General features: G+C 62.4%; 12 protein-coding genes. 4 read left to right on the forward strand and 8 right to left on the reverse strand.

Going from position 1 to position 12,675, the window contains the following annotated elements; genetic code table 11:
- Positions 1-5: 5 nt before the first annotated feature.
- Positions 6-1,562: a porin gene (locus HGK27_RS20090; protein ID WP_241127667.1), complete on the forward strand. Its 1,557-nt coding sequence runs from the start codon at positions 6-8 to the stop codon at positions 1,560-1,562.
- Between the two features lie 369 nt (positions 1,563-1,931).
- On the opposite strand, the gene HGK27_RS20095 is transcribed toward HGK27_RS20090, so the two are convergent.
- The 8 genes from HGK27_RS20095 to HGK27_RS20130 form a co-directional block, all read right to left on the reverse strand.
- Positions 1,932-2,411, reverse strand: a complete 480-nt coding sequence (locus HGK27_RS20095; RefSeq protein WP_206244618.1) for a CPBP family intramembrane glutamic endopeptidase — start codon at positions 2,409-2,411, stop codon at positions 1,932-1,934.
- Between the two features lie 569 nt (positions 2,412-2,980).
- On the reverse strand, positions 2,981-5,473 hold the full coding sequence (locus HGK27_RS20100; protein WP_206244619.1) for a TonB-dependent siderophore receptor: 2,493 nt from the start codon (positions 5,471-5,473) through the stop codon (positions 2,981-2,983).
- Between the two features lie 123 nt (positions 5,474-5,596).
- Entirely contained in the window at positions 5,597-6,517 is a 921-nt protein-coding gene (locus HGK27_RS20105; RefSeq protein WP_206244620.1) for a FecR family protein, read from the reverse strand.
- A 65-nt stretch (positions 6,518-6,582) separates the two neighbouring features.
- Positions 6,583-7,113: a sigma-70 family RNA polymerase sigma factor gene (locus tag HGK27_RS20110; RefSeq protein WP_206244621.1), complete on the reverse strand. Its 531-nt coding sequence runs from the start codon at positions 7,111-7,113 to the stop codon at positions 6,583-6,585.
- Positions 7,114-7,386: 273 nt separating this feature from the next.
- The gene (locus HGK27_RS20115) at positions 7,387-7,605 is read right to left on the reverse strand and encodes a helix-turn-helix domain-containing protein (protein WP_206244622.1); all 219 of its coding nucleotides are present in this window, start codon (positions 7,603-7,605) and stop codon (positions 7,387-7,389) included.
- 99 nt (positions 7,606-7,704) lie between these two features.
- Positions 7,705-8,025, reverse strand: a complete 321-nt coding sequence (locus HGK27_RS20120) for a hypothetical protein (protein WP_206244623.1) — start codon at positions 8,023-8,025, stop codon at positions 7,705-7,707.
- Positions 7,974-8,177: a hypothetical protein gene (locus HGK27_RS20125; protein ID WP_206244624.1), complete on the reverse strand. Its 204-nt coding sequence runs from the start codon at positions 8,175-8,177 to the stop codon at positions 7,974-7,976. Before HGK27_RS20125 ends, HGK27_RS20120 begins: the two co-directional genes overlap by 52 nt.
- A 65-nt stretch (positions 8,178-8,242) precedes the next feature.
- Positions 8,243-9,238: an AraC family transcriptional regulator gene (locus HGK27_RS20130; protein WP_206244625.1), complete on the reverse strand. Its 996-nt coding sequence runs from the start codon at positions 9,236-9,238 to the stop codon at positions 8,243-8,245.
- A 236-nt stretch (positions 9,239-9,474) separates the two neighbouring features.
- On the opposite strand from HGK27_RS20130, the gene HGK27_RS20135 reads away from it, so the two are divergent.
- Genes HGK27_RS20135 through HGK27_RS20145 form a run of 3 tightly spaced genes read left to right on the forward strand, consistent with a single transcriptional unit; the run spans position 9,475 to position 12,667 of the window.
- The gene (locus HGK27_RS20135) at positions 9,475-11,391 is read left to right on the forward strand and encodes a TonB-dependent receptor (protein WP_206244626.1); all 1,917 of its coding nucleotides are present in this window, start codon (positions 9,475-9,477) and stop codon (positions 11,389-11,391) included.
- Between the two features lie 11 nt (positions 11,392-11,402).
- Positions 11,403-12,500, forward strand: a complete 1,098-nt coding sequence (locus tag HGK27_RS20140; RefSeq protein ID WP_241127826.1) for a PepSY-associated TM helix domain-containing protein — start codon at positions 11,403-11,405, stop codon at positions 12,498-12,500.
- On the forward strand, positions 12,497-12,667 hold the full coding sequence (locus HGK27_RS20145) for a hypothetical protein (protein WP_206244628.1): 171 nt from the start codon (positions 12,497-12,499) through the stop codon (positions 12,665-12,667). The genes HGK27_RS20140 and HGK27_RS20145 overlap by 4 nt, the downstream gene beginning before the upstream one ends.
- Positions 12,668-12,675 lie beyond the last annotated feature (8 nt).

A 12,675-nucleotide genomic window follows, 5' to 3' on the forward strand; every position in this document is an offset into this window, starting at 1 on the left:
TGCCCATGAGCAATAAGGCAGGAGCCCGCACGGGCACCGGTCAGAACCCCGCTGCGCGCGTGCGAAAGGCAGGCCAGCGCGGAAGACCAACAGAACAGACCCTGTACGGGCTGGCGCTGATCGCGCTGAGCCTTGCCGCGCCGGATCGGGCTCAGGCGCAGGACACGGCAGCAGCGCCGTCCAACGACCCGATCATCTATCTGATGCAGAGCCTGAAAGCACGCGGCGTGCTGACGCAGCAGGACTATGATGCGGTGATCGCCCGGATGAAACCGGCAGCACCGGCCAGCAATGCGATCGCCGTTCAGACCACGCCAGCTCCCTCTCCTTCAGGCACAACGCAACTCGCTTCGGCGGCAGAAACCGTGCCTGTCACGGCCCCGGCAACCGCAGCAGCGCCAGACAAAGGCCTCAAAGTCACCGGCAGCCTCGATCATGGCCTTGGCCTCGCCGTGGGCGATGTGCGGCTGACGCTCCATGGCTCGGTCAACGGCTATTATGTTCACAACAGCGGCTCGCCTGCCGATGCGGCCCATACCGTCAACGGTGGCGTCGCGCAGGCGGGGCAGACCAGTTCGTCGATCCGTTCGGGCTTTGCTCCGGCCTATCTGGTCGGCAATGTTGCCACCACCCAGCGCGGCTGGGATATCGGCATGACCTTGGGTTTCTATCCGGGCATCACCAGCATTGCGGCGGGCGCCGGTTCGCCTCAGGCCTTCCAGACCGGCGGGCTCGACATCCGTCAGGTCAATCTCACCCTCTCTCGCCCCGGCGTGGGCGAGTTCAAGATCGGGCGCGACACCGGCCTGTTCGGCGTGGATGCAGAGCTTCAGGATATGGTGTTGCTGGGCGTGGGCATCGCGCCCGCCAATCCGGCGCCGACCAATTCCACACTGGGGCGCATCGGCGCGGGCTATATCTATTCCGACTGGATTCCCCAGATCACTTACACCACGCCCAATATCAAAGGTTTCAAGGCCTCTGTGGGTGTCTTCCAGCCTTTGGAAACCGTGGGCCGGTCGGAAGTCAACAGCACGCCGGGCTTCCAATACCGCCTGACCTACAACACGAAGATCAACGATCTGTCAGCCACGCTATGGTCCTCGGCCATCATCCAGAAGCATGATCCGATGACAGGCGCGGTGGGCACGCCTTATACCGGCAAGGGCATCGATATGGGCGCGAAGCTGGGTTACGGCCCCTTCGCGCTGACGGGCTATTACTACACCAGCCAAGGGTTGGGCATCATCGGCCTATTCCAGCTGGCCGTGGCGGATAATGGCAACACCCGCAAAGGTGACGGATACTATCTGCAAGGCACCTATAAGGTGGGGCGCTTCCAGTTCGGCGGCAGCTATGGCGGCAGCTCGCTGGGTCTGGCGAAGGACGAGCCGGTCTCCGATCTGGTGAAGCACACCTATACCTCTGCCGGGCAGATCCGCTATCAGCTGACGGATTGGGTGACGCTGATCGGGGAATATTTTCACACCGATTCAACGGCCCACAATGGCAATAAGGCCAGTTCGGACACGATTTCAACCGGCGCCACGCTGGCGTTCTGACAAGTCGGATATGAATATATAATCTTAATATTTTACATTATTGAGCGCAATGCCGAATAATCGAAGGCCTGAATACCAATTTTTGCTGTATAGATTCCACTTCTTGCGCCCCTTTATCGCAAACAAGGTCGAGATACACATCACAATGATCCGAGCGAAACTGATGAACCTCGCTCCCGCATACCGGACGTGATTCGACATCCATTTCGTCAGGATTCCTGCCATGATTGCATCTCGGCCTAACCATAAAGTAATCCCCCCAAAGCGACCTAAAAAATAACAGAGCAATCCTCCAAACTGTAATTATCGCCCTTGGCAATTCCCATGACCTAAAAACGATCAGATTGACAGATTTCCGCTACTCTTAATTTACCACCAGCCACCTAGAGGTGGGATCAATTCCGTAGGAAAGTTATTCAGGTAGTGCAGGATAACACCCGGCCATATCGACCGTAATTTGAGCGTCATAGCCGCCGTTATGGGGCCAAAAATGAAGGCAGTATAAAACATTTGATATTCAAGATCGCCATTTGTCATCCAGAATGTATTTTTCAAATGCCAAAGTCCGAACAATATTGAAGATATAACAATCGCCCATATTCCGCCGTAGGCTTTCTCAAGGGCGCCCAGGATAAAACCTCGGAATAAAATTTCCTCTGTGATGGGAACGAATAAAATCCAAACATCCGGAGGGCCTCCAAGCATATTGCCGTTCAAATGGAAGCTACGAGAAAATAGAAGTGTTGTTGAAATATATAGAAGACAAACAGCGATAATCTGCATCAGCGGCGTAAAAACCCAAATCCTTCGAATCTTCAGAAGTTCGATAGGGTATTCATCACTGCTCATATCGAGGGTGTCCGGTTCAAAGCATGAAAGCCTTTATGGATCACGCTTTGGCTGCAAAAGCAATCACTTACTGAAACCGTCAGCTGACTGACCGCATCTCATGGAGCCAACTCCCTTGGCCTTTGATGGTGTGCGTAAAACAGGCCGACCAATGGCCGATCTTTGACATCCGGTGCGACCACCTAAAATCGACCAGAAGCACCCCGCACCAGAGGAGAGTTCCGGTGCCGTCACGTCCTGCATCTGAACCAATAGCGGCTTTGCCTACCCCCCTATTCCGGTCCCCAGACCATCCTGGCGCCTTGCCGCTTTGCCTCGATTCCCCCCTGCTTCCGCCGAGATGGCTGTCCATCCTGGTCCGGAAACTGCTTTGCGAAAGCAGCCCTTCATCCCTAGGAAACGGCAGGCGACAAAGAGCTATGTGACGGCTCGCGATCCGGCGTGTTCTATGAATGAAGGACTAGTTTTTGAAAGAATTCCAACCTTTCTTCGCAGTGTATTCGCGGTGAAAGCTGAAGACCTTTCAATGTCCGCCTCCGATATCTCGCACGTGAAATGGCACCCAAACATCAGTAGGTGACATGCACAGTTCCCAGAATTCGTCGCGGATCGCCGATAAAATTCTGCCCGCCCACACCACCAATCGACTGATAGTAATAGGCATTGCCCAAATTCGTTGCGTTGACGGCCAGCGTGACACGATCCGTGGCGCGATAGCTGATCCGCGCACCCACCGTGGTATAGGCCGGCTGCACCAACGTGCCGCTGGTCGCCACCGTGCTGTAGCTGCTGGTTGCATAAAGTGAGGCACCAAGGCTGAATTTCGACCAGCGGCCCGGCAGGCGGTAATCGGTCCACAGCTTGAAGAGGTGTTTCGGCGCGATGGCAGTAAAGGGCTCCCAGCCATCAACGTTGCCGGTCGCGCCATCGTCGGCAGCGTTCAGCACCTTGACCTCGGTATAGGTATAACCGGTGTTGATGGTCCAGTCAGGCGTGATCTGTCCTGAGAGCGAAACCTCGATCCCGCGATTGCGCACCTTGCCCTGAGGCACCGAAAAGCCCGACAAAGGCTGCAGCGGATCGGTGATGGCGCGGTTGCGTTCGGTGATCTGGAACAGGGCAAGGGCGGCGTTGAGCTTACCATCCAGATATTCACCCTTCAGCCCGGCCTCGAACTGCTCGCCATCCACCGGCTTGACCAGAGCGTTTGTTTCGGTGCGCGCGGTCTGCGGCTGGAACACCTTGGCATAGCTGCCATAGAGCGAGTGATGGCGATCGAGATCGAGCACCAGCGCTGCATAGGGGGTCAGCTTGGCCTTTTCGCTGTCAGCGGTGCGGGTGCTGCCGAAGGGGTTGTTGGCCGGATCGGGATCATAGATGCCGCGCCACCAGGAGAGATTGCCCCCCAGAATGAGCGTCAGCGGCGCGATCAGCCTGAAGCGGCCATTGGCATAGAGGCTGTAGCGATCGGCGTATGTGGTGCCGCCATAGAAGGTGGTGATCGGCACGGCGGGCAGATGTGCCAGATCCTGCGCAAGATTGGCCGTGGCCAGCCCTGCCCCCAGCCCGTCGAGAAGATAATCGTCGGTATGCTGCTGGTTGAAGCCGACGACCAGCTGGTGGGTCTGCCCAAACAGCTGCAGGGGCCCGGTGGCGTGGAGATCGACGGCATATTGGTCGATCCGCTCCTGCCCGGAGAAACTGAAATAGGTAAAGTCTCCGGTGGCACGCTCAACCGCGCCGGATTGATAGGCCCCTGCAATGTCGGTGGAACGGTTGCCGAAATAGAGCGTGCTCAGCTTGAGCTGCCAGCCCGATCCCAGTCTCTGCTCCAGTTCCAGAAAGGCGGTGGTGGAGTTGTAGGCATCATGGTTGAGGGGGCTGCCGACATACTGTGAACGTGGCAGACGCAGCAGGGTGTAATCGTCATAGGCGGCCAGCCCTTGCGATTCACTGCGCTGCGCCAGACGCTGATAGCTGCCCCCCACGCGTAGCAGGGTAGAGGGCGAAAGGTCGGCCTCTGCCACGCCATAGATCAGCAGGTTGCGCTTGTAGGTGGTGTTCTGGGTGAGATCGGTGCTCTGGTAAGATTCCAGCAAGCGCACGCGCACCGAATGGCTGGTGTTGACCGGCCCGGTCACATCCAGCGTCTCGCGGTAATCATTGTAGCTGCCGATCCCCAGATCAGCATTCACCTGAAACACATCGAGCGGATGCTTGCGCACCAGATTGACTGTGCCCCCCGGCCCCGCAAAGCCGTTGAACAGCCCGGCAGGGCCTTTGAGCATCTCGACGCGGTCATACATCGCCAGCCCGGGGCTGAGCGGTCCGTTCGAGGCGGTCGAAATGTCGATCGGCACACCCTCGATCTGGATGTTGTCGATCGGAAAGCCGCGTGAAAACAGGTCGGAACGCGCATCGCGATAGGGCGCGACCACCACACCCGGCGTCTGGCGCAGGGCATCGTTGAGATCGACCAGATTTTGCCGCTGGATCTGCATCTGGCTGACGACATTGACCGTCTGCGGCGTCTCGCGCTGGCTGACGGGCATCTTTGAGGCGATGGTGGTGGGCGGCGTCACCTGCCCGGCATAGGGGTCGCTGGAATGAGCGGCAGCGCTCTGCCCGTTTGCGCCACCACTCGGGCCGTTCATGCCTTCGACCTCGACCGCGCCAAGCTGGATGGCGCTGCCCGCAGTCTGGGGCGCGGGCTCAAGCTGCACTGTATCCTGACCGGTGATCCGGAACGTCAGCCCCGTACCGCTGAGCAGGCGCGATAGCGCCGCCATCGGAGCGAGCGTGCCCGAAACGCCCGGCGAGCGGGCCGATGCCGTCAGCGCGCCACTGGCCGCGACCTGCAGGCCGGACTGATAACCAAACTGGATCAACGCATCGGCCAAGGGACCGGGCGCAATCGCAAAGCTGCGCGCCGCGCTACCAGCAGAGGGCCTAGCCTGAGCCTGCGGCAAGCAGAGCGGCAATGCGCAACTGGCCATCAGGGCGATGGCGCCTGCTTGACGGCAGATGCGCTTGATGGAGATGCCTTCAGCACGGGTCTTCATGAATTCTCGTTCCTTCCAACGCCACGTCGCAAGCTGCAATTGCGTCGCAGATGCACATTTCGTTGGGAGACGATGGCACTCGCCGATTTTTTTGCGCCGACAGGAAAAATTTTGATGGTTGTGTTACTGGCGCGCGGTCACGACCAACACCCATGGGGTGATCTGCACCACCCGCCCCCTTGCGGGCCCCACCAAAGCCGTCAGCGCCGCCCTGGGGTCACTCGCGTCGAAAACCCCCGTCACCGGACTGCCCGCCAGAGCTGCATCGGCCAAGATGATCGTGCCGCCAAACCACGGGCGCAGAGCATCCACCACTTCGGAAACCGGCCGATTGCGCGCAGCGATACGGGTCGAGGGCCCGGCGGTCAGTTCGGGCGGAAGGCCGCTTCCGCTTTCGATCCGATCTCCGTCATGACGCAGCCATTCACCACGCCCCAGATTGGTGCCATGCGGGCTTCCTTTAACATCGACGCGCACCTGCCCATCATCCACCGCCAGCACCGAAGCGCCCCCGCGCAGGGCCAGATCAAAGCGCGTGCCGACATCGGTGGTGACCATCCCCGCACTCTCCACAAGGAAAGGCCGGGCGGCATCATGGCGGACATCGAAAAAGGCCTCGCCTGCCAGAAGCGAGACACGCCGCTCCCCACCGGAAAAGGACACAGCAACCGCGCTGCGCGGTCCCAGCCGCATCACGCTGCCATCCGCCAGATTGACTGTGCGGATCTCCGAGGTTCCGGTGATCTCATCGGCGCGCAAACGCAGCAGCAGGCCGGGCGTGACCGCCATCACCACCATCGCGGCCATAGCCAGCCCTGCCCAGCTGACCCGGCCCATTCTGAAACGCGTCTCAGGTTTGGGAGGCGGCGCCGCAGCCAGCAGATCGCTTGTATGGCTGATGCTGTTCCAGGCCATGGCGTGTTTGGGATCGGCAGCCAGCCACTGCTGGAACAGGGCGCGCTGCTTGTGATCCTCCGGATCGTCTTCCAACAGGATCAGCCAGCCTGCCGCCTCCTTGCGGGCCTGTTGCAGAGGGTCAGCCATGGGCGGCAACCGCAGGAGAAGCGCTGGAGAATGGCCTGCCATATGTCCCGGACGACATGGGAAGATCAATGTTCACCGCGGGCCTCGGTTCCGACATGACGGCGCGCGTCGCAATAGGCCACACCCTCGGCAATCAGCGTGTGGACCCTGCCCACCGAAAGGCCGAGATGCGCAGCGATCTCGCGCAGCTTGCGTCCCTCCATGCGGTTCATGCGCACGGCAATCTGCGTGCGCTCGGGCAGTTCCGCCAGCGCTTCCATCACGCGGTCCAACTCGCTGCGCGCAGTGCTGGCCTGCTCAGCCGAGGGCTGCTGATCGGCGACCGCCCCGGCGATGGCATCAACGCTGCTCGCAAAACGCGCCGTCTCGCGCTTCATCGCACGGAGGCTGTCCAATGCCAGATTGCGCACAACCCGATAGAAATAATCAATCGGATCGCGGATGAGATCGGGGTCTTTCACATGATGCAGGCGCAGCCATGCCTCCTGCACCACATCCTCGGCCTGCGCACGGTCGGCGATGATCGTATCGGCGTAGCGGGTCAGAGCAAGGCGATGCGCGCGATACAGATCGAGAGCGAGCCGATGGTGGTTCACGATAACATCCTGCACACCCTCGTGAGCACCAAACCAGAAGTTGCGAAAGCTTCTCAGAAGCGCTGTAGCTTTGGCCGCGAGCCCCAGCAACCCACTTTTGCCGACAGCCGGTGGTTCCGTCGATACTTCTCGGGGAGTGCAATTTTGACTCTGATGCCTGAATATGACAGCCGACCGGAGGGCTGGTTTATCATCTCGTAAAGCCTATGCTCTCTGGCCAATCCGGCGTTCAGGACATGCTGGCGGATGCGACACTCTCGCATTCTCGTTTTTTCATCCCCTTGGAACACTGGGCGCAACCCCAAACCTGCGCCGAAACGCGGTGGCAAAAGCGGCAGGCGTATAACCGACTTCCCACGCGGCCTGAGACACGCTCCACTCCCCGCTGGCAATCAGGCGATGCGCCTCATCAAGCCGGGTGGACGGGACGAACGCGGAGGGCATCGCGCCGAGCAGCAGGCGGAATCCCTCGGCCAGCTTGCGCATGTTCATGCCGACATGACGGGCCAGTTCGCTGAGGTCAGGCGGGTCGCCCAGTCGGTTCAGCAGCAGGTTCCGCGCGGCATGGAGGCGCTCGATCTCGGTGACGGTCTACCGAGGCTGCCGCGCCGCCTGCGCGGTCAGATGATCGACGGCCAGCCCCGCCAGCTCCAAGGCCTTGCTGACAAGATAGAGCCGACGCCCCGGCCCCTGCAGCGGACAGGTCAGGATCTGGCACGAGAGGCTCAGAATGGCGGGCGCCGCCGGGCGGCTGACAAAGAGCGGGCCGCTACGCGCATCGCGGCCATAGATGCTGCGGCACCATGGCACGATCTCGCTGCCCAGAAAATCCTCGCAGGCCTGCGCATCGATGGTCAGCGTCACATAATGCAGGGCTGCGGTGGGATCGAAAGCTGAACAGCGCTGTGCCACCCCTGATCGGCGATGACGCAAAGGCTGGGGCCGGACACATTGACCTTGCCGCGCACCGGCATCTCGCAGGTCAGCGCACCGTTGAGCATCAGCACCAGCTTGAGGCCCTGATGCAGGGTTTCCATCAGCCCGGCGGGCGGTTGCGCCAGCACGCCCGCCCGACACGGCCAGTAACCCTGCCGCCGCGAAGCGCCACGGGGTGTTGGAGCCGGACGTGTCAGCCATGGCGCATGGCCGAGGGCAGCATGCCATAGGCCCGGCGGAACAGGCGGGCGAAATGGCTGGGATTGGCATAGCCCACCGCCAGAGAGGCCTCGGTCACGCTGACCATGCCGCTGCCCAGCAACTGCCGGGCATGATCCAGCCGGTCGGCCTGAAGAGTGGCATGGACTGGCAGGCCGAAGCGCAGACGAAAGCCCTGCTTCAGGCGTTTCTCGTTCAACCCGACGGCCTTGGCCAGACCCGCGATCGACCATGGATGATCGAGCCGGGCCCGCATCATCAAGCGGGCGCGGTCCAGTTGCGCGCCGTCGCGCTGGCAGGCCAGTAGCGCGGGCGCAGGCGGGCGCATCAAGGCCACCACAGTGTCGAACAGGGCCAGCGCCTGCCCCTCGATGCGTAGATCGGCCATGCCGCCCAGACGGACATCACGCAGGATCGCCTCGGCCAGCGCCAGAAGCGGGCCGGGCGCGGGCATCTGCCCCAGCCACAGGGTCGGGGTGGACAGCGCATGGAGCGGATGGGTCTTGCCTGCCTTGTCGAACAAGGCATCGAACAGCGGCAGGCTGCCGGTTCTGGCGAGAAAGCTCGGCGACATCCGCAATTCAACCAGCCGCATCAACGTGTCGGCCTCGGAAACAGCGACGCCGCGCGTGGTCTCACGCGCCAGTGAGACATAAAGCGTGCCCGGGCGATAGGTGCTGGCCTGCATATCGTCTGCCGCGCCGAGAATCTCGCTGTGCCCCTGCCCGGAGAGCAGGACGGTGATGGCCAGACAAGGCTCGGTGGTTGCCTCGACGCGATAGCCCTGGCGCACGGGCTGATGATAGGCATTGAGGTCAAATCCGGGGCGCAGGTTGAGCCGCACCACCCAGCCCTGCCCGCGCGGATCGTCCTGCCCCGCAAGGCCGGAGAAATGATCCTGCGGCGCCAACCCCACCGGGGCCTGAGCGCGATGGTCGGCCTGACTGGGGGCGCGTTCGATCAGTTCCACCCGATGTTCCTTCTCTCGATGCGCCCTTCTAATTGCGAACGCTTCGCAAAGTCAATTAAAGTTCCGATCGCGGCATTGACGGGCCCGATCGCGTTAGCGCGATGCCGCCCCGATCCGGCACAGGGCGCCCGGGGCCAGAGGGGGCCCCGCCGGAGATCCATCGCGTGTCCATTGCCTGCCAACTTGCCACATTGTTGCTGACTTCTTCCGCCGCCGTGCCAGCCGCAGCCGCGGATATGGACAGCACCAGCGACCAGATCATCGTCACCGCCGCCAAGCGCGCGCAGGCCAGTCAGGATCTGGATGCCGCCGTGGCCGTGGCCGACAAGGATGATTTCGCAAGGCGCGGCTTTCAGGGCGTGGAGCAGATTGACCGCCTGCTGGCCGACATCACGCTGCGCGCCCGCTCGTCTCAGGCCTATACCAATGTGACGATGCGCGGTCAGGCCTCGCTCGATTACTACAATCCGGCGGCGCAGCTCTATGTCGACGGGCTGCCTCAGGATCAGGCGCTGTTCTTCCGTCAGGTACCGATCGATCTCGACCGGGTCGAGGTGCTCTATGGCCCGCAGGGCACGCTGTATGGGCGCGGCGCGCTGGGCGGGGTCATCAATGTCGTTACGCGCAGGCCCGACGATCAGCTGCGCGGGCAGGTCGAGGGCAATGTCAGCTCGCTGGGCTCTGGCGGTCAGGCGCTGGTCAATCTGCCGCTGGTCAAGGATGCGCTTTACGCTGATGTCAGTGTGGGCGCGCGGCACCAGAAGGGGCAGATGACCGATATGGTCACCGGCCAGCGCGTGGGCGATACCAACAGCGAAAACATTCGCGCCCGCCTGCGCTATGCCCCCAAGGGCGGCCCGCTGGACATCATGGCCTCCTACAGCCACGCCCGCATGGCCTCCACCGAGGAGTATTTCGTGCCCGAGGCCTATCGAGCTCAGCGGCTCGCGCTCGACATGCCCTCGCATTACCGGCTGTTGAGCGACAGTTTCGGGCTGACCGCGCATCTCGATCTGGGCTTTGCCACGGTCAGCTCGCTTACCGCCTATCAGGATCGCACCTACGACCGCACGATCTATGGCTATTACGCCCCGGAAACCCAGCGCAGCTTCAGTCAGGAGCTGCGCCTTGTCTCGCCCGCGCGAGAAGGTGCAAAGATAGATTATGTCGCGGGCCTCTATCTGGAGGATCTGCGCTTTTCCTATCGCATGCCGGTCATGACGCTGGGCAACCATCAGACCATCCGCACGCTGGCCGCCTTTGGCGAGCTGACCTGGCATGCAACAGACCGCCTGTCGATCACGCCTGGCCTGCGTGTCTCCAATGAGCGCACGCAGGCGCAGGCCGATTATGCCAGTGTCAGCTATGGCAACCGTGTCGATGCCACCCGCGTGCTGCCCAAGCTGGCGCTGGGCTATCGGCTGGACGGGAACACGCGGCTCTATGCCGTGGCCAGCACCGGCTTCAAGGCGGGGGGATTCACCCGCGCCGCCGTGCCCACCACGCTGGCCTATGCCTACAAGCCGCAATACACCCGCAACATCGAGGTCGGGCTGAAGGGCAACACCGAAGATCACCGCGTGGATTACAGCCTCTCGGCCTATTACATCGTCAACACCGGCTTCCAGCTGCCGGTCGGCACGGTGGCGGTGCAATATCTGGAGAATGTCGGCACGGCCAGAAGCCGGGGCGTCGATCTCAATTTGCGGCTGCGCCCGGTCGATCCCTTCACCATCAGCCTGTCGGGATCGCTCAACCGCAGCTGGTTCAGCCGCTACGACAATGCGCTGACACCCGGCCTCGACCTGACCGGCCACAAAGTGCCCTATGCGCCCTCCGCGCAGCTCAACGCCAACATCGATTATCGCATCTCCCTGCCCGGATCGCTGGGCACGCTGAGCCCCCATGCCGGGGTCAGCCACAATGGCCGTATCTGGTTTACCGAGGCCAATGCGGTGGGTCAGGGCCCCTATACGCTGGTCGATGCGGGCCTGTCGTGGCGGCTGAACGAGCGGCTGGGGATCGACCTCTATGGCGACAATCTGACCGACAAGACCTATGCCACCTATGGTTTCGACACAGGCGGCGCGGGTCTGGCCTATCAGCTGGGCCGAGGGCGCGAATTCGGACTGCGGCTGCGCGCCGGGCTGTGAGCGTGGCCGCGATGCCCACACCGGCGCGGCCACGGGCCGGATCGCGGGGGTTGCGCCGCTGGTCGGCGGTGCATCGCTGGTCTTCGCTGCCGCCCACCTTGCTCCTCTTCATCCTGTGCCTCACCGGCCTGCCGCTGATCTTCGAGAGCGAGATCAGCGCCATGCTGGGCGAGGCCCCGGCGCGGGTCGGCGCTTCGCCCGGCACGCTCGACGCAATGATGCAGGCCGCCCGCGCCCTTCACCCCGACCGCGTGGTGCAGTTCATCGTCTGGGAGGCTGATGCGCCCGAGGCCATCACCTTTTCCCTCGCCCCCTCGATCACCGCCTATCCCGACCACAACATCAATGTCGTCCTGTCGCGCCAGACCGGGCAGGTGATGCCACCCGATGCGGGCGCGGGGCCGATGGAGATGGTGCGTCGCCTGCACACGCAGCTGTTTCTGGGGCCGGTCGGCGGCATCGTGCTGGGGTTGATCGCGCTGGCTTTCGTGGCCTCGGTGCTGTCGGGCATCGTGCTGTACGCGCCCTTTATGGGGCAGCGGGCCTATGCCTCGATCCGGCAGTCCGCCGGGCCAAGGCGGCGCCATCTCGACTGGCACAATTTTCTGGGCATCACCCTGGCGATCTGGCTGCTGGTGGTGGGGGCCACGGGCTGGATCAACGGCTGGGGCAGCCTGATCTTCGAACAGTGGCGCGGGCAGGTGATGGAGCCCGTCACCGCACAAACCCGCATCCCCCCACCCCGTACCGGGCCCGCCGCCGTGCTTGAGGCCGCTCAGCGCAGCCTACCCGGCACCGAGCCCGCCTTTATCGCCCTGCCCGGTTCGATGATGGCCGATGCCCGGCATTACGGCGTCTATCTGCGCGGCATGGATGGGTTGCGCAAACGGCAGATGCGGCTGGTGATCGTGGATGCGGCCAGCGGACAGGTCAGCGCCATTCCGCCCATCCCCTGGTATATCTCCATGCTGATGATGGCCCAGCCGCTGCATTTCGGCGATTATGGCGGGCTGGGGCTCAAACTGCTGTGGGCTCTCCTCGACCTGCTGGCGATCCATGTGCTGTGGACGGGATTGCGCCTGTGGTGGGGCAAGCGGGGGCGACCATGACAACCAATGTCCAGCCGCCGATCACCGTCGGCCTGACGATGCTCGCCGGGCTGATCATGGCCCTGATCGGGGACGGGCTGTGGGATGATCTGGGCAATGGGCTGATCGTGCTGGCCCTGATCCGGGCAGGCCGGTCGTGGTTTGATCGCCAACATGGCGCGCGATGATGAAAGGA

This window comes from Novosphingobium terrae, assembly GCF_017163935.1.
Classification (GTDB): Bacteria; Pseudomonadota; Alphaproteobacteria; order Sphingomonadales; family Sphingomonadaceae; genus Novosphingobium; species Novosphingobium terrae.